Genomic DNA, 24,101 nt, shown 5'->3' with positions numbered 1-24,101 from the left:
CGCGCGTCTTGCGCGCACCCAGCCAGAAACCGCCCGGCATGCCGCCGGGCGGTTTTTTTTCGTCCACCGGGCGTTACCAGCTGTACCGGTAGCCAACCTGCCCGACGATCCCGCGCCGGTAATCGCCGCCGATGTTGCGCGCGATCTTCGCGTTCGCATACAGCTCGCCCGACTTGCCGAAGCCGGCGGTCACGCCGACGCCGAGCTCGTACCACGTGCGCCCGAGATGTGTCGCGAACGGCGTGCCGCCGACGACGGTCTGCCCCGGCGACAGGAAGTCGTGCAGCACGTCGGCCGTGAAGTACGGCGTCGCGGCGCCGCCGCCCGCGTCCGACTGGAGGTTCGGCCGGAAGAGGCGCACGCCGACGCGGCCGCGCAGCGCATGCGTCGTCGTGCCCGAGACGGCCGACACGTTGTCGTTGAACCCGTTCAGCTTCAGATACTGATACATCAACTGCGCCTGCGGCTCGACCGCGATCGGCAACGTCCCGATCGCGAACGGCTTGCCGACTTCCTGCGACAGCGCGACGCCGAAGCCGTTCTGCGACGCTTCGTTGCCGTAGCTGTCGCGATAGCGGTTGCCGTAGTGCGTGACCTGTCCGACGCTGTCGAAGTAGGTGCCGTCAGGCAGATAGCGCGTCCAGTAGCCGCCCACGCTCTGCGCGTGCATCTCGACCGAGCCCGTCGACGTCGACAGGTCGGGCGAGCCGGCGCGCGCCATGTCGCTGAAGCTCGCATTCGCCACGCCGATGCTGGCCGTCACGCCCGCATGCGTGCTGCCGGCGCCGTTCGGCGCCTGATCGAGGGTCCAGTCCTTGCCGAACTGCGCGAAGAACGTGCGTTCGTCGGCCGAGAAGCGGCCCGCGTTCGCATCGAGACTCTGGCCGCCGATGCGCCCCCACACGCCGTCGCGATTGCCGGGCTGCTGCTTTTCGACGTTGTAGATGTCGCCGACGCGCTCGTGCAGCCGGCCGAGCGTCGAGAAGCCGTAGTCGGCGTTCAGCAGCGGCGTCATCGCGTAGCCGGAGACGCCCGGGCGATACGCGAGCGCGCCGCCGTTGCCGTTTCCATTGCCGTCGTTGCCGCCGTCGCCGCCGCCGGACGGGTGGATCGGGTCGCCGGGGTCGGTCGGGTCGAGCTGCGAACGCAGGTACCAGCCGTTCGCGTCGCTCTGCCCGCCGCGATAGAGTCGGTACTCGTATGCGCCGGCCTGTACCGGGCCCGCGAGATGGAACGCCGACACGGCGGTCGTGCCGCCGTTGGTCGTGACGACCACCGGAATCCCGTCGCCGGTGGTCAGTGCGCCCGTGCCGGCCGTATTGGCGATCTTCAGGCCGGTCGTGCCGGTCGCCGCGCCGCCGTTCACGATCAGCCTGTCGGTCGGCGACGCGTCGGCGCCGAGGTACGTGTTCAGCGCGACCGTGCCGCCGTTGCCGACGTAGCCGCCGGTCGTCAGCGTCTTGTAGCTGCCGGCCAGCGTCGGCGAGCCGGTCGGCGCGGCGAATGCGACGAGGCCCGCGTTGCTCAGGCGGCTCACGACCGAGCTGCCCGTCATGCGCCACGTGCTCGTGCCGTCGATGGTCAGCGCGACCGGGTCGATCTTCCCGGTCAGCGTCGTGCCGTTCGCGAGGAACACATTGCCGGTGCTCGACGCGTCGGAAACGATGTCGCCCGCGAGGTTCACCGCCGATGCGTCGAACGTCACGTTGCTGCCGTTCGCGAGGTTCAGCAGCGTGCCGTTGCCGGCCGTCACGACCGTGCCGTTGCGCACCGCGATGTCGGCCGTGCCGCCGCGCGCGGCGAAGGCCGGCCCGGTGGCGGCCGTCACGCTGCCGCCGTCGACGAGTATCGAGCTGGTCGCGCCGTTCGCGAGCGTGTCCGACGTGAGCACGCCGGCCGTCGCGCCCGCGAGCGTCGTGCCGGTCAACGCGAGCACGCCGCCGCTGTTCGCGGTTGCGCCGTTGCCGGCCGCGCTGGCGAGCGACGATCCCGCATCGGCGACGCGGCCGCCGTTTTGCACGACGACGGCATCGGCCGCGTTTCCCGATGTCGAGATTTTCGCGCCCGACAGCAGGGCCGTCGCGCCGGCGTCCATGACGATCGCATGGGCGTTCGTGCCGGTCGTCGCGACGGTCGTTCCATGGGCCGTGAGCGTGGAATCGGCCCCCGACACGGACAAGCCGCGCGCATCGGCGCCCGCCGTGCGGACGACCGTGGCCGCATCGGTCGCGATGCGCGCGCCCGCGCCGGCCGACGTCAGGCCGGCGGCGCCGTTGCCGGTCGTGGCGACCTGCGTGCCGGACAGCGCGATCGTTGCATTCGCACCGAGGTTGCGGATCCCGCTGCCCGCTCCGCCGACCGCGATCGACGTCGCACCGGCCGCGATACCGCCGCCCGTGACGGTCGAGTCGATCAGCACGCCGTCGGCGCTGCCGTTCGCGATGACGGCGCCGGCGCCCGACAGCGCGACCGATGCGCCGGCCCCCGTCAGGCGTACGCCCGCGATACCGTCGTCGGCTTCGATCGAACCTGCATTCGCGAGCGTGGCCGACGCGCCCTGCACGAGCGCGCCCGTGCCGTTGGCGACCCGGATCGTCGATGCGTTGTTCACCTTGCCGAGCGTGCCGGCCACGACGCCCGTCGAGCCGGCGCCGGTCAGCGACACCGTGCTGCGGTTCTCGAGCGTGCCGAGGTTTTGCGCGACGAAACCCGTCACGCCGGCGGTCGACGACGTGACGGCGGCATCGTTGATCAGCGTCGTCGCGACCGGTGCGCCGGCATTCGCGCCGGCGAGATCGTGCGCCTGGCCGTCCACGACGCCCGCGGTCGCGCCGCCCGCGTTCAGATTGATCGTCGCGCCCGCGTCGATCGTGCCTTTCGCGCCGCCTTCGACCGCGATCGCGATGCCGTTCGCGCCGTTGACGTTATAGACCGCGTTGCCGGTCGACAGCGTGGTGCCGGCGTCGGTCGCGAGCACGCCGCGCGCCCGCTGGCCGTTGACGTCGGTCGTCAGCGCGCCGGCCGTCGACGCGCCCGTGTAGGCCGCGCCGCCCGCGACGCGGAACAGCGTCGAATCGTCGGTGTCGACGCTCAGGTGCTGCGCGGCGACGTTGATTTTCGAGCCTGCGCCGTATGCATAGAAGCCGATCTGGTCGGTGCCGGACGTGAAGGCCGGCACGGCGTTCGCACCGACGTCGATCGTTGCGCCCGAACGCGCATGCACGCCGATCGCGCCCGTGCCGGTCAGGTTCAGCGCCCCGTCGACCGTGGCCTTCGCGAGCGGCCCTTCGGCCCAGACGCCGTAGTTGCGCGTGCCCGACGCGGGATCGAGGCCGCCGGCCACGTCGATCGTGCCGGTCGACGTCGCGGCCGTCGCGTTCGTGCCGGTGCCGACGACCATGATGCCGATGCCGTTCACGCCATTCAGCGTGATCGTGCCCGTGTTGGTCACGGCCGCCGCGGTGTTGGCGGCGAGCATGCCGACGTTGGCGAGCGGCGTGCCGGGCGCGGCGCCGTCGACGACGATCGCGCCCGCGTTGGTCAGCGCGCCGGAGGTCGAACCGATGCTTGCCAGCGCGGCGCCGTTCTGCGTTTGCGTGCCGATCACGATCGTGCCGAGGTTGCTCGCGGTGCCCGACGCGCCGAGCAGGATGCCGTACGCGTGCGCGGACAGCGCGACGTCGTTCGCGGCTTCGGGCGAGGCGGCGTCGTACTGCGCGGCGCGGCCGAGATAGATCGTGCCGCCGGCTTCGTTCGTGAAGCTGCCGCCGGCGACGAGGCCGCCGATCACCTGGCTGTCGAGCGTCGTCGCGTTGACGCCGACGTTGATCGTGCCGGCGCTCGATGCGCGTGCGCCGTCCGTGGCGGCTACCGCGTAGTTCTGCAGGTCGGGGCGCGTGCTGTTGAAGGTCCAGGCGCCGACGTTCATCACGCCGTTGTTGACGAAGGTCGTGCCGGCGCCGTTCGCGTAGATGCCGCTGCCCTCGGTGTATGCGTTGAGGCTGAAGTTGTAGGGCCGCGCGGCGCCGCTGGTGTCGAAGTTGTCGCCGGCGGCGTAGCCGGACGAGATCACGCCGTTGTTCACGCCGCTCGCGCCGGTCAGCAGGCGCACGAGCGTGAAGTCGCCCGACAGCTGTCCGTCGTTGACGAAGTGCGCGCCGTTTTCGGCGAGGACCGCCGAGCTCGAGTCGATCGTGTTGGTGCCGCGAAAGTCGATCTGGCCGTCCTTGCCGATGTGCAGCGTCGCGTTTGCGCCGGTGCCGTGCATGACCGTCAGGTAATCCATCCGCAGCGTGTTCTTGTCGCCCGGCGACACGTTGTTCGCATACTCGAACGATTGCGTGGAGAACGTGACGGCCTGGCTGAATGCTTGATCGTACGCGGCCTGCGAGCCGAGTGCGCCGCTCTGGACCGAGCGCACGAGAAAGGTGTTGTACGCGGCGAGCGACGCGGCGTCGGTGACCGTCCAGGCGCTGCCGTCGAACGCCGTGAAGGTGCCCGCATACGCCGGCACGTCGAGCAGCACGTGGCTGACGGGGCCGCCGCTCGCGAGATAGTCGCCGGTGCCGAGCCAGACCTGGTTGCGCGAGTTCCAGTTGACGACGCTTTGCGCCGTGCCGGTGCCGTCCGCGACGAACAGATCGGTCTGCTTGGGCGCCATCGTGATCGCGTTGCCGGCCGCCGTCGGCGCGCCCGCGGGATCGCCGATCGACACGTCGAGCGTGCCGCCGGAGCGTTCGACGGTGCCGATCCGCGTGTTCACGTACTGGTTGCCGTTCACGTCGTGATAGACCGGCACGTTGATCGAGCCGGCGCTCGATGCCGCGAACGCACCCGAGTCATAGGTCGCGACCGACGTATGGCTGCCGGTGATCGAGTCGGGCGTGCTGACGCTGCGCGTCTTGCCGCCGATCGACAGCAGCGGCTGGTCGGGGTTGCCCGATACGACGGACGTGCTGCCGAGCGGCGTCAGCGTGTAGCCCATGTCGCCGGTCGCGCCGGTCCAGGCGCCCGTCAGGCCGACCCGGTCGCCGCCCGACACGGTCGTGGCGCCGGCCAGGTTGTCGTTGACCGTCGGGCTGAAGCTGTCGAGCGTGCAGGTGCCCCCGTTCGCGATTGCGGCGCCGCTGCCGCAGGTCGATGCGTGCGCGGCGCCGGCCGACAGCGCCGCCAGTGCGGCGCCGAGCGCCGCGACGCGAAGCGGCGACCGGCGCGTCGTTGCGTGCGCGGTGCGACGACTCGAGCCCGATGCGTTGCCCGAGCGCTTGCCGCGCGCCCGGGCCGTTTCCGCAACCGCGACCCAGCAGCCGGCGGCTTCGCTCCATATCGATCGAAATGAGTGATTCACGGCATACCCCTCTTTCTTCTTTTTGACGTGGCATTCGCCGCCATTCGGCGAATTCGCATTCCTCGGTGGGGAAACGATCCGAAGGGGCGTGCGGCGGCTATGGCTGCGTGTCGCGCCAATCGTGTTTCGTTACACCGAGGATGGGCGGAGTCTACTGATTCGGGTGGCCGTCGATTATCGAGAAACGGGAAACTGTAATGATGCGAACCGTAATGCGTGGTATTTTCGATTTGTGTGGTTAATCGAACCGAAGGCCATGGTGGTGGCGGGTTTGGGGGATTTTTTCGAAAATCCGGAAGGGCTGCCGGAGTAGGTGGGGTAACGCACGGTTCCGACGGGAGGGGCGCGCTAAAATGCGAGACCAGGATTTTCGTTTTAATCGGTCGTCGTTTTGTTTGTTGCGTCTTTTATTTATTTTCGCTTGTAAATTAATAAAATCAAGCAAATGTTGCATGACGTCGATCGGTTGCGCCGGGTGGTCGTCAAAATGAAACCATATTGGCCGCAGCGCGGCGATTTACGCCGATGACGGGCGTCGTCGGACGCGTCGCGTGAAGCTCGCGCGGCTGGCAGTGCGCAGGAAGCGGCCGATGCCGCGCTTCAGAAATCGATCGCGTCGTCCGAATCGCCGTCGGCCGCGGTGGCGAGCGCTTCGCGAACCGCCGTGCGCGGCGCGGACGCCGACGCGTCGAGCGACGGGTTGCGCAGTTTCTCGAGCACGCGCTCGGGCACCGGAATCCGCATCCGCGCGGCGACGTCGCCGCACTGGAACATGATCAGCTCGCCCGGCTCGAATGCGGTCCAGACTTCGTTGTCGGTGAGCGGCTGCGTCGCGATCACCGCGACGCGATCCTCCGGCGTCGTGTATTTCGCGAAGTCGATCGACAGGTCTTCATCGACGAGATGCGCGGTCGAGAACGGCCAGCGCCGCACGAGGTAGTGCAGCCGCGTCGAGCAGTGCGCGAAGAGCGCCTGGCCGTTCGACATCAGGAAGTTGAACACGCCGTGATTGGTGATGCCGCGCGTCAACTCGCCGACCCGCTCGAACAGTTCGGGCAGCGGCGGCTGCGCGCCGGGAAAGGCCTCGCGCAGCCCCTGCATCAGCACGCAGAACGCCTGCTCGCTGTCGGTCGTGCCGACCGGATGGTAGACGCTGCCGTCCATGTCCGGCGCGTAGTCCTGCAGATCGCCGTTATGCGCGAAGATCCAGTGCCGGCCCCACAGCTCGCGCATGAACGGATGGCTGTTCTCGAGCAGGATGTGCCCTTGCGTCGCCTTGCGGATGTGCGCGATCGTGTTCTTGGATTTGATCGGGTAGCGCTTCACCATTTCGGCGATCGGCGACGTGGCCGATGCCTGGTGATCGATGAAGAGACGGCAGGCCTTGTCTTCGAAGAACGCGATGCCCCAGCCGTCGGCATGGTGATCGGTGAGCCCGCCCCGGGCCGCGAAACCTGTGAAGGAGAATGTGACGTCCGTCGGCGCGGCGCAGTTCATTCCAAGGAGTTGGCACATTTTACGTGGGGCGGCAGGCTGAAGCGGGGTAACGAACCGGGCGAACCCCGGTACAATGCGGTTTCTAGCATATCACCGAGCCCTGAGCGGTAAAAAGCGGATTCCGCTGGCCAAAGGCCCCGTGTTGCGGTTTGCCGTCAGTCGGCCCGCGCACGCGCGTTCCGGCCCCGCCGATGGCAAGCCCGTTCCTCACGACGCCTCCTATGACTGCCTCGAACGCTTCTTCCCCGGCGACGCTTTCGCTCGCCCGTCCCGACGACTGGCACCTGCACCTGCGAGACGGCGACATGCTCGCCGCCGTGTTGCCGCACACCGCCCGTCAGTTCGGCCGCGCCATCGTCATGCCGAACCTGAAGCCGCCGGTCACGACCACCGCGCAGGCGCAGGCCTATCGCGAGCGCATCCTCGCCGCGCTGCCGGCCGGGCTGACGTTCGAACCGCTGATGACGCTGTACCTGACCGACAACACGCCGCCCGACGAAATCCGCCGCGCGCGCGAGAGCGGCTTCGTGCACGGCGTGAAGCTGTACCCGGCGGGCGCGACGACGAACTCCGACCACGGCGTCACCGATCTCGCGAAATGCGCGAAGACGCTCGAGGCGATGCAGGAAACCGGCATGCCGCTGCTCGTGCACGGCGAGGTGACCGATGCGTCGATCGACCTGTTCGATCGCGAGAAGGTGTTCATCGATCGCGTGATGACGCCGCTGCGCCGCGATTTCCCGGGCCTGAAGGTCGTGTTCGAGCACATCACGACGAAGGACGCGGCCGACTACGTGCGCGATGCCGACGCGGCGCCCGGTTTGCTCGGCGCGACGATCACCGCGCATCACTTGCTGTACAACCGCAACGCACTGTTCGTCGGCGGGATTCGCCCGCATTACTACTGCTTGCCGGTGCTGAAGCGCGAGACGCATCGCGTGGCGCTGGTCGAGGCCGCGACGTCGGGCAACCCGCGCTTCTTCCTCGGCACCGACAGCGCGCCGCATGCGCGCGGCGCGAAGGAAACCGCGTGCGGCTGCGCGGGCTGCTACACGGCGCTGCACGCGCTCGAACTGTACGCGGAAGCATTCGACACGGCCGGCGCGCTCGACAAGCTGGAAGGGTTCGCGAGCTTCTTCGGCGCGGATTTCTATGGGCTGCCGCGCAGCGCCGAGACGGTCACGCTGCGTCGCGAGGCGTGGGAACTGCCGCGCGAGATCTTCGCGGGCGATACGCCGGTCGTGCCGCTGCGCGGCGGCGAGACGATCGGCTGGAAACTCGCGTGACCGGCGCGCCGCCGCGTGAATCCGGCCCTGCGGCCGGTCTCGCGGCGGCGGAGTTCGCGCGGATCGACTGGTCCGCGCCGTGGCTCGCGCCTTACGCGGAGCCGGGTCGCGCGTGGCAGGCGGCCGCCCGTGCGGGCGAGGCCGCGCTGCTCGATGCGTTGAACGGCGCGTTGCGCGGCGGCGATCGCGTCACCGGTCGCGGCAGGCCGCTGCGGTTCGTGCCGCAGGCCGAGCTGCCGTCCGGCATCGCGTACGAGACCCATATTGCGGCCACCGGCCGCGTGCCGACCCGCCACAATCTCCACGACTTCTTCAATGCGCTCGTCTGGTTCGCGTACCCGCGCACCAAGGCCGTGCTGAATGCGCGTCAGGCCGCCGCGATCGATGCGGCGGGCGGGGTCGGCCCCGTGCGTGGCACGTTGCGCGATGCGCTGACGCTGTTCGACGAGAATGCGGCGCTGTTCGTCACGGCCGACCGCGCGCTTGCCGACGCGCTGCGCGGCTTCGACTGGCAGCGGCTGCTGGTTGCCGCTCGCGACGCGTGGGGTACGCGCTGCGAAGCGCGGCTGGTCGGCCATGCGCTGCTCGAACAACTCGTTGTACCGTACAAGTCCTGCACCGCGCACGCGTGGATCGTTGAAGTGAGCGCCGACTATTTTTCATGGCCCGACGCGCAACGGAGCGCGCATGTCGATGCGCGGATCGCCGCCGAACTCGCGACGCGCGCGCTGACGACCCGCGATTTCGCGCCGCTGCCGGTGCTCGGCGTGCCGGGCTGGTGCGCGGCGAACGCCGAGGCCGCGTTCTACGACGATCCGGCCGTGTTTCGCAGCGGCCGCCGCTCGCGCGCTGCCGACGGCGGCGCGCAGTGCTAAAATGCGCGTCGCAAAGCAGGCTAGGCAGTCGCGGCCTCGCCGCCTTCGGGCGCGCGGGGGCGAGGAAAGTCCGGACTCCACAGGGCAGGGTGATGGCTAACGGCCATCCGTGGCGACACGCGGAACAGGGCAACAGAAAGCAAACCGCCGATGGCCCGGCGCAAGCCGGGATCAGGTAAGGGTGAAACGGTGCGGTAAGAGCGCACCGCGGCGACGGCGACGTTCGCCGGCACGGTAACCTCCACCCGGAGCAATTCCAAGTAGGCAGGCGCGCATTTTCGGATGCAGGACGGGGCCCCCGTCTCGTCTGCGGGTAGGAAGCTTGAGCGCGTCAGCAATGGCGCGCCTAGAGGAATGGCTGCCACGCGCGGCGCGCTTCGGCGCGCGGCGTGCACAGAATCCGGCTTATCGGCCTGCTTTGCCGTTCGAATGCGAAAGGGCCGGCGTCTCCCAGCGGAGCGCCGGCCCTTTTTTCATGCGTTCGCCGTGCGCTCAGGCGGCGACGATGTCGAACGAATGCGTGAGTTCGGCCGTCTTCGCGATCATGATCGACGCGGAGCAGTACTTGTCGTGCGACAGGTTGATCGCGCGCTCGACCGTGGCCGGATTCAGATTGCGGCCAGTGACCGTGAAGTGGAAGTGCACCTTCGTGAACACCTTCGGATCTTCGCTCGCGCGCTCGGCCTTCAGCGTGACCGAGCAGCCGCTCACTTCCTGGCGGCTCTTCTTCAGGATCAGCACGACGTCATAGGCCGTGCAGCCGCCGGTGCCGAGCAGCACCATTTCCATCGGACGCGGCGCGAGATTGTGGCCGCCGCCTTCGGGCGCGCCGTCCATCGTGACGAGATGCCCGCTGCCGGTCTCGGCGGAAAACGCCATGCCGTCCTGGCCCATCCAGCTTACTTTGCATTCCATGCTTGCACTCCAGCGTTGCCTGATTCGGATTCGATCCGGCATTGTAGCCCGCGGCGCAACGGTCGGCTGATGCGCTGCACGACGTGCAACGCCGGCGCCATGCGAGTGGAGTGGCGAGCGGCGATTTCCCTGCTGAATTTAGGGGTTTTGCTCTAGGCGGGGACGGTTTCGGGTCGTGTCCGATGCGATTATGTGGTTGATTTAAAACGATAATCTGGGTGCGTAAGTTTGCCGGTTGAAATCCCATATCGTGGGATGTAATTTCGCCATGCAAATTTTCTTGTGAAGTCCGCAGGCCATTCGTATAATGAACCTCATTGGTTGTCGCGCTGCGGCAACCTCCGAATGTCTCCTCCACCCTCCTCCTAAGGTGGATTAAGCCCGAACCAGCCGTTCGGGCTTTTTTTCGTCTCATGCAAACATCGGCGCGCGGCTGCACGCGCCGCCGCCGTCACGCGGGCTGTCGCGCCGCCGGCTGCGAAGTCGCGTCGGGCGGCGTGCCGCGCGTGCCGGCATTGGGCGCCGGCGCATGGGCGGCCGACGCGTGGCCGTGGCCGCGCGCGCAGAAGTGGCGCACGCGTTCGCGCACCGCACGCAGGCGCGCGATGCGGTCTTCGGCATGGGCGGTCCGGGCTTCGGCGATACGCGCGTCGAGTGCGTCGAGCTTGGCTTCGCAGCCGGAGCGGGCGGCGACGGCGGGCGCCGCGGCGGCCAGCAGGGCGGCGGCGAAGAAGGGCGTAAGTCGTTGTTTCATCATGCTGATTTGTTGTTTTTCGGGTTCGGCCGGTCGGGCGCGGCAAGGTCAGGTGCCCCGCGTCGATGGGTGCCTCCCCAGGCGCTCGGTTCGCCTGGCTGGTCGGGGCACGATCGGATTTTGGCTCATTTCGGCCGTTCCGAACACGGGACGTGGATTCTCTTTGACCACGCAGCCGTATTTCCTTTATAATTCAGGGCTTTTCCGCATTCATGCCCACGGAAAAAGAACAGGGAGAGCCTGCACCGCGCCTCGAAGCGCACACAGACAAGCAGGAAGAACACATCGGGCAAAGCATTTTTTTTGGATCGATCATGAAGACGTTTTCCGCAAAAGCCCATGAGGTGACGCGCGAATGGTACGTGATTGACGCGACGGATAAGGTTCTCGGCCGTGTTGCCAGCGAAGTGGCACGCCGTCTGCGCGGCAAGCACAAGCCTGAGTTCACCCCGCACGTCGACACCGGTGATTTCATCATCATCATCAACGCGAGCAAGTTGAAGGTCACGGGCAACAAGACGCTGGACAAGAAGTACTACCGTCACTCGGGCTACCCGGGCGGTATCTATGAAACGACGTTCGGCAAGATGCAGGAACGCTTCCCGGGCCGCGCGCTCGAGAAGGCGGTCAAGGGCATGCTGCCGAAGGGCCCGCTCGGCTACGCGATGATCAAGAAGCTGAAGGTCTACGCAGAAGCGACGCATCCGCATTCGGCTCAACAGCCGAAGGCGCTCGAGATCTAAGGGGAGCCCACATGATCGGTAACTGGAACTACGGCACGGGCCGCCGCAAGAGCGCTGTCGCACGTGTCTTCATCAAGGCTGGCAAGGGCGACATCATCGTCAACGGCAAGCCCATCGCTGACTACTTCTCGCGCGAAACGTCGCTGATGATCGTGCGTCAGCCGCTGGAACTCACGAACCACGGCCAGACGTTCGACATCAAGGTGAACGTCAATGGCGGCGGCGAAACGGGTCAGGCAGGTGCAGTGCGCCACGGCATCACCCGTGCACTGATCGACTACGATGCGACGCTGAAGCCGTCGCTGTCGAGCGCAGGCTTCGTCACGCGCGATGCGCGTGAAGTCGAGCGTAAGAAGGTCGGTCTGCGCAAGGCTCGCCGCGCAAAGCAGTTCTCGAAGCGTTAATTTCGCTTCATGGCCTCGCCGCTTTCGGGCGGCGTCCGCCGGAAAAACCGCCAGCTTTCGCGCTGGCGGTTTTTTTATGCCCGCTTCCGGGCCGCTGCGGCGCCCGCCTGCGCGGGCGCCCTTGATGAAATCGACAAGAACCTGTTGATTTCATGGACTTCAGCACGATCTTCTGATCGGCCCTACAATAGCGGCTAAAGCTTTTTGGAGAGTTCGAATGAACGCTGTTACCGAATCCGCAGCAACGACGACCGATATGCCGCTGCCGTTCGTCTTCACCGACGCCGCGGCCGACAAGGTCAAGCAATTGATCGACGAAGAGGGCAATCCCGACCTGAAGCTGCGCGTGTTCGTGCAGGGTGGCGGCTGCTCCGGCTTCCAGTATGGCTTCACGTTCGACGAGGAAGTCAACGAGGACGACACCGTGATGAACAAGAACGGCGTCCAGCTCCTGATCGACTCGATGAGCTACCAGTACCTGGTCGGTGCCGAGATCGACTACAAGGACGACCTCAACGGCGCCCAGTTCGTGATCAAGAATCCGAACGCAACCACCACCTGCGGGTGCGGTTCGTCGTTCTCGGTCTGAGCGCACGCCGGATCCGCGCCGGTTCGCCGGCATGAAAAAACGGGGCATTAAGCCCCGTTTTTCATGCGCGCTCACCTTGCAGCGATCGCCGCGCGACGGTATCGCTTCAGCGCGGATAGAGCGCGCCGAGCACGCGCTCGCCGGCGGCGCCCGTCACGCTCGCGAGATTGCCGGGCTGGCGCGCGGTGAAGCGGTACGCGAGCCACGCGAACGCGAGCGCTTCGACCTGCTGCGGCGGTACGCCGAGCGCGGCCGTCGTATCGACGGTGGCCGGCACGCCGGCCTCGTGTAGCGCGTGCCGGAGCGCGTCGAGCAGCACCGGATTGCGTGCGCCGCCGCCGCATACGAAGACGGCCTTGCAGCCCGGCGCGTGCTGCGCGATTTCGCGCGCCACCGACACCGCGGTGAGCGCGGTGAGCGTGGCCTGCACATCCTCCGGCGCAACCTGCGGGAACGCGGCGAGCTTCGCATCGAGCCATGCGGGATTGAACAGGTCGCGTCCGGTGCTTTTCGGCGGCGGCGCGGTGAAATACGGTTCGTCGAGCAACGCGTCGAGCAGCGGCGCGCGTACGCTGCCGCGTGCGGCGAACCTCCCGCCGTCGTCGTACGGCTTGCCCAGATGGCGGGTCGCCCACGCATCGATCAGCGCATTCGCGGGGCCGCAGTCGAAGCCGCGCACTTCGCCGCCCGCGTCGGGCAGGATCGTGATGTTGCTGATCCCGCCGAGATTGCAGACGACGCGCGTTTCGCCCGGCGCGCCGAACACCGTCGCATGGAAGGCGGGTGCGAGCGGCGCGCCGTGGCCGCCCGCGGCCACGTCGCGGCTGCGGAAATCGGCGATCACGTCGATCTGGGTCAGCTCGGCGAGCAGCGCCGGATTGTTGAGCTGGCGCGTATAGCCGCGCTCGGGGCGATGGCGCACCGTCTGGCCGTGCACGCCGATCGCGCGGATCTCGTCGCGCGACAGCCCGGCCGTACGCTGCAATTCATGGCAGCACACCGCATAGCGCGTGACGAGCGCATTCGCCGCGAGCGATTCGCGGTCGATCTCGTTGTCGCCGGGCTGCTGCAGCGCGAACAGCGCGTCGCGCAGCGATTGCGCGAAGCCGACGAAGGCTTCCGCGAGCACGGCCGGCGCGCGGCCGGCCTCGAAACGCACGGCGACGCCGTCGACGCCGTCCATGCTGGTTCCCGACATCAGCCCGAAGTAGATGCCGTCTGCCGGATGGGCATTCTGCGGCGGTCGTTGCGGCACGTTGGGTTCTCCTGGATCGTGCGGCGCGGGCCGGTGCCGCGCGCCTTGCGCCCGATTATCCGCGCAACCTGACGCGTCGTTAAGCGATGCGCGCGCAAGTTATGGGAAAATCCCTGTTTTTGCGACATTCTTCCCGGCACCGATGAGCACCGAACCCAGTTCCAAGCCCGTTTTCCCGATCACCGACGAAGTCCGGCATGCGCTCGCCGTCACGAAGCGCGGCGTCGACGAGCTGCTGATCGAGGAAGAGTTCGCGCAGAAGCTCGCGCGCAGCGCAGCCACGGGCACGCCGCTGCGCATCAAGCTCGGCCTCGACCCGACCGCGCCGGACATCCACATCGGCCATACGGTCGTGCTGAACAAGATGCGCCAGCTGCAGGACCTCGGCCACACGGTGATCTTCCTGATCGGCGATTTCACGTCGCTGATCGGCGATCCGTCGGGCCGCAACGCGACGCGCCCGCCGCTCACGCGCGAGCAGATCGAATCGAACGCGAAGACCTACTTCGAGCAGGCCGCACTCGTGCTCGATCGCGACAAGACCGAGATCCGCTACAACAGCGAATGGTCGATGCCGCTCGGCGCGGACGGGATGATCAAGCTCGCGTCGCGCTACACGGTCGCGCGGATCCTCGAGCGCGAGGATTTCACGAAGCGCTTCCAGGGCGGCGTGCCGATCTCGATCCACGAATTCCTGTACCCGCTGATGCAGGGCTACGATTCGGTCGCGCTGAACGCCGATCTCGAACTCGGCGGTACCGACCAGAAATTCAACCTGCTGGTCGGCCGCGAACTGCAGAAGCAGTACGGCCAGGAACAGCAGTGCATCCTGACGATGCCGCTGCTCGAAGGCCTCGACGGCGTCGAGAAGATGTCGAAGTCGAAGGGCAACTACGTCGGCATCAGCGAGAAGCCGACCGACATGTTCGGCAAGCTGATGAGCATCTCGGACACGCTGATGTGGCGTTACTTCGAACTGCTGTCGTTCCGCAGCATGGAAGAAATCGCCGGCTTCAAGCGCGACGCCGAAGGCGGCCGCAACCCGCGCGACTTCAAGGTACTGCTCGCGCAGGAAATCGTCGCGCGCTTTCACTCGCAGGCCGACGCCGAGCGCGCACTCGAGGACTTCAACCACCGCGCGAAGGGCGGCGTGCCGGACGACATTCCGTCGGTCACGCTGGCCGGCGCGCCGCTGGCGATCGGTCAGTTGCTGAAGCAGGCCGGCCTCGTGCCGTCGACGAGCGAAGCGCTGCGCAACATCGAGCAGGGCGGCGTGAAGATCGACGGCGCGACCGTGTCCGACAAGGGCCTGAAGGTCGAGGCCGGCGAGTTCGTCGTGCAGGTCGGCAAGCGCCGCTTCGCGCGCGTCACGCTGACCGCATGATCGCGCTGATCCAGCGCGTGAAGCGCGCCGACGTACGCGTCGGCGAGCGCACGACGGGCGAGATCGGCGCGGGCCTGCTCGCGCTCGTCTGTGCGGAGCGCGGCGATACCGAGGGCGCGGCCGACAAACTGCTCGCGAAGCTGCTCGGCTATCGCGTGTTCAGCGACGCGGCGGGCAAGATGAACCTGCCGGTGTCGAACATCGACGGCGAAGGCCGTGCAGGCGGCCTGCTGCTCGTGTCGCAGTTCACGCTCGCGGCCGATACCAACAGCGGGCTGCGACCGAGCTTCACGCCGGCCGCGCCGCCCGACGAAGGCGAGCGGCTGTTCGACTATTTCGTCGCGGCCGCGCGGGCGCGCCATCCCGTCGTCGAGACGGGCGAGTTCGGCGCCGACATGCAGGTGTCGCTCGTCAACGACGGCCCCGTGACGTTCTGGCTGCAAGTGCGGCCCTGATTCTTCCCCGGAGGCGCGCCGCGATGGCCACCACGCAGATTCTTTTCATCCGCCATGGCGAGACGGCCTGGAACCGCATCAAGCGCATCCAGGGGCATATCGACATCCCGCTGGCCGACACGGGGCTCGCGCAGGCGCAGCGGCTGGCGGCCCGGCTCGGGCGCGAGGCGCGCGACGGCGCGCGGATCGACGCGGTGTATTCGAGCGACCTGATGCGCGCGCAACAGACCGCACAGCCGTTCGCCGATGCGCTCGGGCTGCCGCTGCTGCTGCGCGAAGGGTTGCGCGAACGTTCGTACGGCGCATTCCAGGGGCACGACAGCACCGAAATCGAAGCGTTGTTTCCGGACGCGTATGCGGCCTGGCAGACACGCGATCCGGGCTTCGCGCCGGAAGGCGGCGAGTCGCAGCGCGAGTTCTATCACCGCGTGCTGCATGCGCTCGAACCGATCGTCGCTGCGCATCCGGGCGGCCGGATCGCGTGCGTCGCGCACGGTGGCGTGCTCGATTGCGTGTATCGCTTCGCGAACGGGATCGAGTTGTCGGCGCCGCGTACCTATCAGTTGCTCAACACCAGCATCAACGTCGTCGATTACGTGGATGGCCGCGCGCAGGTCGTGCGGTGGGCCGACGTGTCGCATCTCGAAGCCGCGAGCGACGACGACGGATACCGCAAGGTGCTCTGAGCATGCCCCCCCGTCCGGCATGGCCGGCCCGGGGTTCCGTTGCCTTGCTTCGCGCGTGACGCTTACTGCGGCAGCCCGTGGCGCGTCTTGTAGTCGAGTGCGTACGCGATCTTGCCGGGTTTGTCGGCCGTGATCGGTTGGCGCAGCTTGTCGAATTCCCCCTTGCTGTATTTCTTCCCGCCGTTGATCGCATCGGCGCGCCCGAGGTCGGCGCCCGTCTTGCCGTCGATCACGGGGTCCGTGGCCGCGACCATTCGCGTCGACGCATTCCAGACCGCATTCAGGTAGCCCGTGTCGGCCTTCGCCGGATCGGGATCGGTCGTGCCGGGCCGCGTCAGGTCGTAGCCGGCCAGCGCGAACGTGCCCGGCTGCGCGCGCAACCAGTCGGCCCAGTAGAACTCGAGGTAGTCGGTCGCTTGTGCGGGTTTGCTGTAGCCGATATCGCGCGTGAAATAGACGAGCGAGCGGTAGCGGTCGTTCGTCATGCCGAGCGTCAGGCCGAGGCCGGTCGGCAACTGCGCGGTCGTGATCGGCTGGCCTTCGCCGTTCTTCAGGCGCAGATAGCCGCGGCTCTGCATCTGCTGCCAGAACGCGTCGCCCGAATAATCGGCGAGGTTGTCCTTGACGACGACGTGCACGTGCAGCGCCGGGCCGCCGTCGGGCGTTTCGTAATAGGTCGACAGCCCATGATGGCCGTCGGTCAGGTACAGCGTGTCGCCGTTGGGGCCGATCACGACGGGGTTCAGCACCGAGCGGTCGCGGGCGTTCGCGTCGGTCGTCGCGCACGTGTAGCTCGCCGGCTCGCGCAGCGACGATTTGGCCGTGTAGCCGCTCGATGCGACGCCGCCGAGGCCTTCGTCCGCGCAGAAGTCGTCGAATTTCTTGTCGGGCTGCAGTTCGTAGCGGCCGAGCTTGTAGTAGATCTGGTCGTAGCCGATCGCACCCTGCGTCGGATGGAGGTCGCCGAGCGTGACGTCGATCAGGTCGCCGACGCGGGCAGCCTTCCATTTGCCCGGCTGCGGCGTGGTGGCGGCGGGCGGCGTGGGAGCCGGCGTCGTCGTGCCGCCGGACGGCGGCTGCGCGTTCGTGCGCGCGACGGCGGCGACATCGTCGCCTCCGCACGCGGCGAGGGCGAAGACGGTGGACAGGCTGGCGGCAAGGGCGAAACGGATCGGCAGGCGTGGCATCGCGGGCATCGGGCGTCGGTCGGGTGGGCGGGACACCGCACGGGTCACGGACACGCGTGACGAGCACGAGGTGCGACCATGCGTGGGTGCAAGCCCGTCAGCTTGTCACAGCTATTTGACAGTAAATTGAAATAATCTGAAGAAGCGGATCGTCAGGCAGGCGGAGTGCCGTCGGACGGAGCAGCCGTCGCGCGGTGGCGCGCACGCTTCGACGCGCCGTTCACGAGCGCCCAGCGCAGCACGGGCGCGATGGCGCGTATGCCGGGTCGAACCACCGCACGCCGTAACGGCGCGAACGTCGACACGCCGAGCATGCGCTGCGCCCACGGCGGCAACAGGTCGATCCCGGCATGCATCACCAGCGACGCGGCAGGTCGCAGCGTGGGCTTCGCAACCGGCACGTTCAGCAGGATGGACATGACCTCGAAGGTACGCGGCCCGGCGTCGAGTTCGGGCAGCATGCGCGCGAGATAAGCGGCCACCTCGGCGCGCGAACGCGGAATCTCGCGGGCGCCGAGCAGCTCGGCGATCAGCGCCGTCTCCGCGTAATAGCGGTCCTGCAGTTCGCCCGGCAGCGCGGGATTCACGTAACGCAGATGCGCGGCGAGGAAGCTCGACACTTCCGCGACATGCACCCAGGTGAGCAACGCCGGATCGTCGGCGCGGTACGGCCGGCCGTCGGGCGCGGTACCTGATATGCGCGTGTGGATCGTTTTCACGCGCTCGATCAGCGTGAGCGCGTCCGCGCGGCTGCCGAACGTCGTACCCGTGATGAACGTGGCGGTGCGCCGCAAGCGGCCGAAGATGTCGGTGCGGAACGACGAATGATCCCAGACGCCCGCGAGCGCGAGCGGGTGGAGCGCCTGCAGCAGCAGCGCGGCGATGCCGCCCGTCATCATCGACGTGAAATCGGCATGCACGCGCCAGCAGACGGCGTCGGGGCCGAACAGCCCCGGGTCTCCGGGCGGTGAGGAGAGATCGATCGACGGGCCGCCGCCGCCGGCCGTCAGGTGCGTGATACCGGCCACGAGCCGCTTGCGGATCGGCTCGGCCCAGCGTGGGCCCGGCACGGGTGCGGTGGGGTGGCGGCTGGGCGGCGTCGTCATGGCGGGGGCGGCGCGGCGACGGATTACTTCCCGTCGGGGGTATCCCACGCGTCGTGCTCGGTGATGCGGCGCGCATCGGGTACCGACAGCCCGAAGTGGCGATACGTGAGCAGCGTCGCGACGCGGCCGCGCGGCGTGCGCTGCAGGAAGCCCTGCTGGATCAGGTACGGTTCGAGCACGTCCTCGATCGTGTCGCGCTCCTCGCCGATCGCGGCCGCGAGATTGTCGATCCCCACCGGGCCGCCGTCGAACTTGTACAGGATCGCTTCGAGCAGCTTGCGGTCCATCAGGTCGAAGCCGACCGGATCGACGTCGAGCATCGCGAGCGCGGCATCGGCAACGGCCGCGGTGATCTGGCCGTCGGCCTTCACTTCCGCGAAGTCGCGCACGCGGCGCAGCAGACGGTTCGCGATCCGGGGCGTGCCGCGCGCGCGCTTCGCGATTTCCAGCGCGCCGTTCGGGTCGATCTGCGCATTCAGCAGCGACGCCGAGCGCCGCACGATGCGCGACAGTTGATCGGCGTCGTAGAACTCGAGGCGCGCGACGATCCCGAAACGATCGCGCAGCGGGTTGGTCAGCATCCCCGCGCGGGTGGTCGCGCCGACCAGCGTGAACGGCTGCAGGTCGAGCTTCACGCTGCGCGCCGCCGGCCCTTCGCCGATCATGATGTCGATCTGGTAATCCTCGAGCGCCGGATACAGGATTTCCTCGACGACCGGCGACAGCCGGTGGATCTCGTCGATGAACAGCACGTCGTTCGCCTCGAGGTTCGTCAGCAGCGCGGCGAGATCGCCCGCGCGCTCGAGCACGGGGCCCGACGTCTGGCGCAGGTTCACGCCCATCTCGCGCGCAATGATGTGCGCGAGCGTCGTCTTGCCGAGCCCCGGCGGCCCGAACAGCAGCACGTGATCGAGCGGCTCGGAGCGGCGCTTCGCGGCTTCGATGAAGATCTCGAGCTGGCCGCGCACCTTTTCCTGGCCGACGTAGTCGTCGAGCTGGCGCGGCCGCAATGCACGTTCGAACACCTCCTCGTGCGACGAGGCAGGCGTGGCGGCGATGATCCGCTGCTCGGTGGCGAGTTTGTCGGTTTCAATCATGCGGCCATTGTACCGCGCGACGACGCGCGGACCACCTGGCCGAACGGCCGACTGGCGAGCGCCGCGCGGCGGCGCGACACTGGCTTCGACGGCCGGAGCGGCCGCGCGTTACGCCTTCGACAGCGCCTTCAGCGCGAGCTTGATGCCTTCGGACACGCCGGTGCCGGCCGGCACGTTCTTGATCGCGGCAAGGCCTTCCTTCTCGGAGTAGCCGAGCGCCAGCAGCGCGTTGAGGATATCGGTCGCGTGGTCGGACGGCGACGCGGCCCCGGCGAGCGCGCCGAGGTCGGCGCCGAGCTTGCCCTTCAGTTCGAGCAGCAGGCGCTCGGCGGTCTTCTTGCCGATGCCGGGCAGGCGCGTGAGGCGGGCGGCGTCCTGCATCGTCACCGCTTGCGCGAGTTCCTGCACGCTCATGCCGGACAGCACGGCGAGCGCCATGCGCGCGCCGATGCCGGTGATCTTCAGCAGCTCGCGGAAGGTCGTGCGCTCCTGCGGCGTCAGGAAACCGTACAGCAGGTGGGCGTCCTCGCGGACGATCTGCTGCGTGAGCAGCACGACGCGCTCGCCCGTTTGCGGCAGGTTGTAGAAGGTGCTCATCGGCACGTCGATTTCGTAGCCGACACCGTTGCAGTCGACGAGCAGATGAGGCGGGTTCTTTTCGAGCAGGATGCCGGCGATGCGACCGATCATGGAGGACGGGATGCGAGGAAGAAAGCGCGAGTGTAGCGCACGCGCGGCGCAATGCCGATGGGGCGCGTCCGTCAGCCCGAAGCGGCGCGCGTCGCGGGCATGTCGGGCGCGGGTAGGACGGTCAAGCCGCCAACGCGGTCGAGCCGGTGTGGCCGGGCCGCGGGGCGCGGCGGCGTCAGCCGACCAGCCTGCCGCGCCGCACGCGCAGCCCTTTCTGCGCGAGCGCCGGCGCGAGGCCGCCCAGCGTGCTGAGCGTATTGCCGCCGTGTGCGTGGCAGATCGCCATGCCGAGCGCGTCGGCTGCGTCGGAGCCCGGCTGGCCGGACAGGTTGAGCAGCCGCGTGACCATTTCCTGCATCTGCGTCTTGGTCGCGCGGCCGTAGCCGACCACGGCCTGCTTGAGCTGCAGCGCGGTGTATTCGGCGACCGGCAGCCCCCCCGCGACGAGGCCGCAGATCGCGGCGCCACGCGCCTGGCCGAGCAGCAGCGTCGACTGCGGGTTCACGTTGACGAACACCTTTTCGATCGCGGCCTGGTCGGGCGCGTGTTCGCGCACGATCGTCGAGACACCCTGGAAGATCGTGCCGAGGCGGGTGGCCAGGTCGGCCGTCGGCGTGCGGATCACGCCGCTCGTGACATAGGCGAGCCGGTGGCCGCTGACGTCGATGACGCCGAAGCCGGTGACGCGCAGGCCGGGGTCGATGCCGAGAATTCGCATGAGTGAGGAGAATGGCGTGATGCAGCGATACTACAACGAACGGTGCGGCAAGCCGGCCGCCCGGGCGGGCGCGAAGGCGCCGCGCAATAAAAAACCCGGCGGAGGGGATGCCGCCGGGTTCTCGTGCAGCGGCCGCGCGGGCCGCATGCTGCGATCAGTGACGGAAGTGGCGCACGCCCGTCAGGATCATCGCGATGCCGTGCTCGTCGGCTGCCGCGATCACTTCGTCGTCGCGCATCGAGCCGCCCGGCTGGATCACGCAAGTTGCGCCGGCCGCCACGACGACGTCGAGGCCGTCGCGGAACGGGAAGAACGCATCCGACGCGACGGCCGAGCCGGCGAGCGTCAGGCCCGCGTTCTGCGCCTTGATGCTCGCGATGCGCGCGGAATCGACGCGGCTCATCTGGCCGGCGCCGACGCCGAGCGTCATGCCGTTGCCGCAGAACACGATCGCGTTCGATTTCACGTACTTCGCGACGCGCCATGCGAACAGCAGGTCGTCCATTTCCTTCGCGCTCGGCTGGCGCTTCGTGACGACGCGCAGCTCGCTCGGCTGCACGTTCTTCGCGTCGAGCGACTGCACGAGCAGGCCGCCGCCCACGCGCTTCAGGTCGAATGCGTTGTGGCCGTCGCCAAGCGCGATCTCCAGCAGGCGCACGTTCTGCTTCGCGGCGAACACCTGCTTCGCGGCGTCGCTGAACGACGGCGCGATCAGCACTTCGACGAACTGCTTGGCCACCGCCTGCGCGGCCGCCTCGTCGACTTCGCGGTTGAACGCGATGATGCCGCCGAATGCCGACGTCGGGTCGGTCTGGAATGCCTTCGCGTACGCGTCGGCCGAATCGTTGCCGACCGCGACGCCGCACGGGTTCGCATGCTTGATGATCACGCAGGCCGGCGCGTCGAACGTCTTCACGCATTCCCACGCCGCGTCCGAATCCGCGATGTTGTTGTACGACAGTTCCTTGCCCTGCAGCTGGCGGTAGTTCGCCAGCGCGCCGGCCGGCGCCGCGAGGTCGCGGTAGAACGCCGCGCTCTGGTGCGGGTTCTCGCCGTAGCGCAGGTCCTGCACCTTGTCGAACGCCATGTTCAGCGTGGCCGGGTATGCGCTGCGCGAGGCGTGCTGCAGCTCGTCGGTCAGGCTCGTCAGGTAGTTCGTGATCGCGCCGTCGTATTGCGCGGTGTGCGCGAACACCTTCGTCGCGAGACGGAAGTTGGTCGGGTAGCCGATCGTGTTGCCGTTCGCCTTCATTTCGTCGAGGACGACCGCGTAGTCGGCCGGGTCGACGACGACCGTCACGTCGCGGTGGTTCTTCGCGGCCGAGCGCAGCATCGTCGGGCCGCCGATGTCGATGTTCTCGATCGCGTCGGCGAGCGTGCAGTCGTCCTTCGCGATCGTCGCGACGAACGGATACAGGTTCACGACGAGCAGGTCGATCGTCGGGATGCCGTGCTGTTCGAGCGCCTGCATGTGCTCGGGCAGGTCGCGGCGGGCGAGGATGCCGCCGTGCACCTTCGGGTGCAGCGTCTTCACGCGCCCATCGAGCATTTCCGGGAAGCCCGTGTAATCGGCCACTTCGGTCACGGGCAGGCCGGCGTCGGCGAGGAGTTTCGCGGTGCCGCCCGTCGACAGCAGCTTGACGCCGAGGTCGGACAGCGACTTCGCGAAGTCGACGATGCCGGTCTTGTCGGAAACGGAAATGAGCGCTTGCTTGATCATGATGGAACCACCAATAGCCAGGGAAACGGGGACGGGACGGCCGCCTACAGCAGGCCGTGCTGCTGCAGCTTCTTGCGCAGCGTATTGCGATTGATGCCGAGGTACTCCGCGGCGAGCGACTGGTTGCCGCCGGCCTGTACGAGCACGACCTCGAGCATCGGCTTTTCGACGCAGGACATCACCATTTCATAGACGTCGTGCGGATTGGAGCCGTCTAGATCCCGGAAATACACGTCCAGGCTCTCGCGGACACATTGTTCGATGTTGTGCTTGCTCATGCTGCTAACTGGTTATGGTCGTCCGACTCGCCCTGGCTGTTTTCCGCTTCGTCGTCGACGTAGACGAGGTGGTCCGACAGCGCCTTTTGCGCCTCGAAGAATGCATTGACGGCGGCGAGCTGCTCGCGGGTGGAATCGAGCGTGTTCATTCGGTGCCGGAACCCGTTGGCACCGGAAAGGCCGCGAGTGTACCAGCCGATGTGCTTGCGCGCAGTACGGACGCCGGTGAATTCGCCATAGAAAGCGTAGTGGTCTTCCAGGTGTTCGTTCATCACATGCTGGATCTCGTCGATCCGCGGCGGGGGCAGCAGCTCGCCGGTTTGCAGGAAATGATCGATTTCGCGGAACAGCCACGGCCGGCCTTGCGCGGCGCGACCGATCATCAGCGCGTCGGCGCCGGTTGCGTCGAGCACGGCCTTCGCTTTCGCCGGCGACGTGATGTCGCCGTTCGCGACGACCGGAATCCGCACGGCCGCCTTCACGGCCGCGATGGTGTCGTACTCGGCGTCGCCGCGATACAGATCGGCGCGCGTGCGGCCATGCACGGTGAGCATCGAGATGCCGGCCGCTTCGGCCAGGCGCGCGACCGTGATCGCGTTCTTGTGCTCGCGGTCCCAGCCGGTGCGGATCTTCAGCGTGACGGGCACCGCATCGGGCCCCGTGCCGACCGCCGCGACGACGGCCTCGACGATCCGCTGCACGAGCGGCTCGTTCTGCAGCAGCGCGGAGCCGGCCGCGACGTTGCAGACCTTCTTCGCCGGGCAGCCCATGTTGATGTCGATGATCTGCGCGCCGTTGTCGACGTTGTAGCGGGCCGCTTCGGCCATCATCGCCGGATCGGCGCCGGCGATCTGCACCGCGATCGGTTCGACTTCGCCTTCGTGGTTCGCGCGCCGCATCGTCTTCGCGCTTTTCCACAGCTGCGCGTTGGACGCGACCATCTCGGACACGGCATAACCGGCCCCCAGCCGTTTGCACAGCTGGCGGAACGGACGATCCGTCACCCCGGCCATCGGGGCGACGAACAGGTTGTTACGCAATACGTGAGAGCCGATAACGGGCATCGCAATGGCGCCGCCCGCGGCAAGCGCGGGCAGGGGGAAGGGAAGACGGAA

22 protein-coding genes and 1 other RNA gene are annotated in these 24,101 nt (G+C 67.8%); 10 read left to right on the top strand and 13 right to left on the bottom strand.

The window, feature by feature from the left end; genetic code table 11:
- Nucleotides 1–73 precede the first annotated feature (73 nt).
- Together WS89_RS15825 and WS89_RS15820 are read right to left on the bottom strand one after the other, a co-directional pair.
- Complete coding sequence (locus tag WS89_RS15825) at nucleotides 74–5,347, bottom strand: autotransporter outer membrane beta-barrel domain-containing protein (RefSeq protein ID WP_059791844.1); 5,274 nt, start codon at nucleotides 5,345–5,347, stop codon at nucleotides 74–76.
- Nucleotides 5,348–5,947: 600 nt separating this feature from the next.
- Entirely contained in the window at nucleotides 5,948–6,862 is a 915-nt protein-coding gene (locus WS89_RS15820; RefSeq protein ID WP_059791840.1) for a class II glutamine amidotransferase, read from the bottom strand.
- A gap of 203 nt (nucleotides 6,863–7,065) precedes the next feature.
- Here WS89_RS15820 and pyrC point away from each other — a divergent pair, with 203 nt between their 5' ends.
- From pyrC to rnpB, 3 genes are all read left to right on the top strand, one after another.
- The gene (gene pyrC / locus WS89_RS15815; protein ID WP_059500990.1) at nucleotides 7,066–8,130 is read left to right on the top strand and encodes a dihydroorotase; all 1,065 of its coding nucleotides are present in this window, start codon (nucleotides 7,066–7,068) and stop codon (nucleotides 8,128–8,130) included.
- On the top strand, nucleotides 8,127–9,005 hold the full coding sequence (locus tag WS89_RS15810) for a DUF3025 domain-containing protein (RefSeq protein WP_059791838.1): 879 nt from the start codon (nucleotides 8,127–8,129) through the stop codon (nucleotides 9,003–9,005). The genes pyrC and WS89_RS15810 overlap by 4 nt, the downstream gene beginning before the upstream one ends.
- Before the next feature lie 12 nt (nucleotides 9,006–9,017).
- An RNA gene (gene rnpB / locus WS89_RS15805) (RNase P RNA component class A) lies at nucleotides 9,018–9,429 on the top strand.
- A gap of 68 nt (nucleotides 9,430–9,497) precedes the next feature.
- Here rnpB and WS89_RS15800 read toward each other — a convergent pair.
- Nucleotides 9,498–9,962, bottom strand: coding sequence for an OsmC family protein (locus WS89_RS15800; RefSeq protein ID WP_074801272.1), 465 nt, complete (start codon nucleotides 9,960–9,962; stop codon nucleotides 9,498–9,500).
- Between the two features lie 409 nt (nucleotides 9,963–10,371).
- Entirely contained in the window at nucleotides 10,372–10,677 is a 306-nt protein-coding gene (locus WS89_RS15795) for a DUF1090 family protein (protein ID WP_059791837.1), read from the bottom strand.
- A 311-nt stretch (nucleotides 10,678–10,988) separates the two neighbouring features.
- Between WS89_RS15795 and rplM the strand changes: the two genes are divergently transcribed.
- Genes rplM through erpA form a run of 4 tightly spaced genes read left to right on the top strand, consistent with a single transcriptional unit; the run spans nucleotide 10,989 to nucleotide 12,410 of the window.
- Nucleotides 10,989–11,417 carry a 50S ribosomal protein L13 gene (gene rplM / locus WS89_RS15790; protein ID WP_009687896.1) on the top strand — a complete coding sequence of 143 codons (429 nt, stop codon included), beginning with the start codon at nucleotides 10,989–10,991 and terminating at the stop codon, nucleotides 11,415–11,417.
- Between the two features lie 11 nt (nucleotides 11,418–11,428).
- Nucleotides 11,429–11,821, top strand: a complete 393-nt coding sequence (rpsI, locus tag WS89_RS15785; protein WP_006476904.1) for a 30S ribosomal protein S9 — start codon at nucleotides 11,429–11,431, stop codon at nucleotides 11,819–11,821.
- A gap of 9 nt (nucleotides 11,822–11,830) precedes the next feature.
- Nucleotides 11,831–12,019 carry a hypothetical protein gene (locus WS89_RS34225; RefSeq protein ID WP_179949372.1) on the top strand — a complete coding sequence of 63 codons (189 nt, stop codon included), beginning with the start codon at nucleotides 11,831–11,833 and terminating at the stop codon, nucleotides 12,017–12,019.
- 19 nt (nucleotides 12,020–12,038) lie between these two features.
- Nucleotides 12,039–12,410 carry an iron-sulfur cluster insertion protein ErpA gene (gene erpA / locus WS89_RS15780; RefSeq protein ID WP_006759918.1) on the top strand — a complete coding sequence of 124 codons (372 nt, stop codon included), beginning with the start codon at nucleotides 12,039–12,041 and terminating at the stop codon, nucleotides 12,408–12,410.
- Nucleotides 12,411–12,516: 106 nt separating this feature from the next.
- Here the strand turns inward: erpA and WS89_RS15775 are convergent, their stop codons facing one another.
- Nucleotides 12,517–13,665 carry an anhydro-N-acetylmuramic acid kinase gene (locus tag WS89_RS15775; protein ID WP_059791834.1) on the bottom strand — a complete coding sequence of 383 codons (1,149 nt, stop codon included), beginning with the start codon at nucleotides 13,663–13,665 and terminating at the stop codon, nucleotides 12,517–12,519.
- 142 nt (nucleotides 13,666–13,807) lie between these two features.
- Between WS89_RS15775 and tyrS the strand changes: the two genes are divergently transcribed.
- The 3 genes from tyrS to WS89_RS15760 are packed head-to-tail and all read left to right on the top strand — an operon-like array spanning nucleotide 13,808 to nucleotide 16,190.
- Nucleotides 13,808–15,049, top strand: coding sequence for a tyrosine--tRNA ligase (gene tyrS / locus WS89_RS15770; RefSeq protein WP_059500994.1), 1,242 nt, complete (start codon nucleotides 13,808–13,810; stop codon nucleotides 15,047–15,049).
- Complete coding sequence (dtd, locus tag WS89_RS15765) at nucleotides 15,046–15,504, top strand: D-aminoacyl-tRNA deacylase (protein ID WP_059791832.1); 459 nt, start codon at nucleotides 15,046–15,048, stop codon at nucleotides 15,502–15,504. The genes tyrS and dtd overlap by 4 nt, the downstream gene beginning before the upstream one ends.
- 23 nt (nucleotides 15,505–15,527) lie before the next feature.
- Complete coding sequence (locus WS89_RS15760) at nucleotides 15,528–16,190, top strand: histidine phosphatase family protein (protein ID WP_059500996.1); 663 nt, start codon at nucleotides 15,528–15,530, stop codon at nucleotides 16,188–16,190.
- Between the two features lie 62 nt (nucleotides 16,191–16,252).
- On the opposite strand, the gene WS89_RS15755 is transcribed toward WS89_RS15760, so the two are convergent.
- From WS89_RS15755 to dusB, 8 genes are all read right to left on the bottom strand, one after another.
- Nucleotides 16,253–17,377, bottom strand: coding sequence for a ParB/Srx family N-terminal domain-containing protein (locus tag WS89_RS15755; protein WP_059791974.1), 1,125 nt, complete (start codon nucleotides 17,375–17,377; stop codon nucleotides 16,253–16,255).
- A gap of 152 nt (nucleotides 17,378–17,529) precedes the next feature.
- Nucleotides 17,530–18,483 (bottom strand): oxygenase MpaB family protein, encoded by a 954-nt coding sequence (locus tag WS89_RS15750; protein ID WP_059791830.1) that lies wholly within the window; start codon nucleotides 18,481–18,483, stop codon nucleotides 17,530–17,532.
- 23 nt (nucleotides 18,484–18,506) lie between these two features.
- Nucleotides 18,507–19,580, bottom strand: a complete 1,074-nt coding sequence (gene ruvB / locus WS89_RS15745; protein WP_059500998.1) for a Holliday junction branch migration DNA helicase RuvB — start codon at nucleotides 19,578–19,580, stop codon at nucleotides 18,507–18,509.
- Nucleotides 19,581–19,688: 108 nt separating this feature from the next.
- Nucleotides 19,689–20,270 carry a Holliday junction branch migration protein RuvA gene (gene ruvA / locus WS89_RS15740; protein ID WP_021162490.1) on the bottom strand — a complete coding sequence of 194 codons (582 nt, stop codon included), beginning with the start codon at nucleotides 20,268–20,270 and terminating at the stop codon, nucleotides 19,689–19,691.
- Between the two features lie 175 nt (nucleotides 20,271–20,445).
- Complete coding sequence (ruvC, locus tag WS89_RS15735) at nucleotides 20,446–20,988, bottom strand: crossover junction endodeoxyribonuclease RuvC (protein WP_006476894.1); 543 nt, start codon at nucleotides 20,986–20,988, stop codon at nucleotides 20,446–20,448.
- 154 nt (nucleotides 20,989–21,142) lie between these two features.
- Nucleotides 21,143–22,708, bottom strand: coding sequence for a bifunctional phosphoribosylaminoimidazolecarboxamide formyltransferase/IMP cyclohydrolase (gene purH / locus WS89_RS15730; RefSeq protein ID WP_059500999.1), 1,566 nt, complete (start codon nucleotides 22,706–22,708; stop codon nucleotides 21,143–21,145).
- A gap of 44 nt (nucleotides 22,709–22,752) precedes the next feature.
- On the bottom strand, nucleotides 22,753–22,986 hold the full coding sequence (locus WS89_RS15725) for a Fis family transcriptional regulator (protein WP_006476892.1): 234 nt from the start codon (nucleotides 22,984–22,986) through the stop codon (nucleotides 22,753–22,755).
- Nucleotides 22,983–24,050: a tRNA dihydrouridine synthase DusB gene (dusB, locus tag WS89_RS15720; RefSeq protein ID WP_034206429.1), complete on the bottom strand. Its 1,068-nt coding sequence runs from the start codon at nucleotides 24,048–24,050 to the stop codon at nucleotides 22,983–22,985. The genes WS89_RS15725 and dusB overlap by 4 nt, the downstream gene beginning before the upstream one ends.
- Nucleotides 24,051–24,101 lie beyond the last annotated feature (51 nt).

It is taken from the genome of Burkholderia sp. MSMB1072 (genome assembly GCF_001524725.1).
In the GTDB taxonomy this organism is placed as follows: domain Bacteria; phylum Pseudomonadota; class Gammaproteobacteria; order Burkholderiales; family Burkholderiaceae; genus Burkholderia.
Note: the sequence above shows the minus strand (reverse complement) of the source record. Positions and strands in the feature narration are given on the sequence as shown.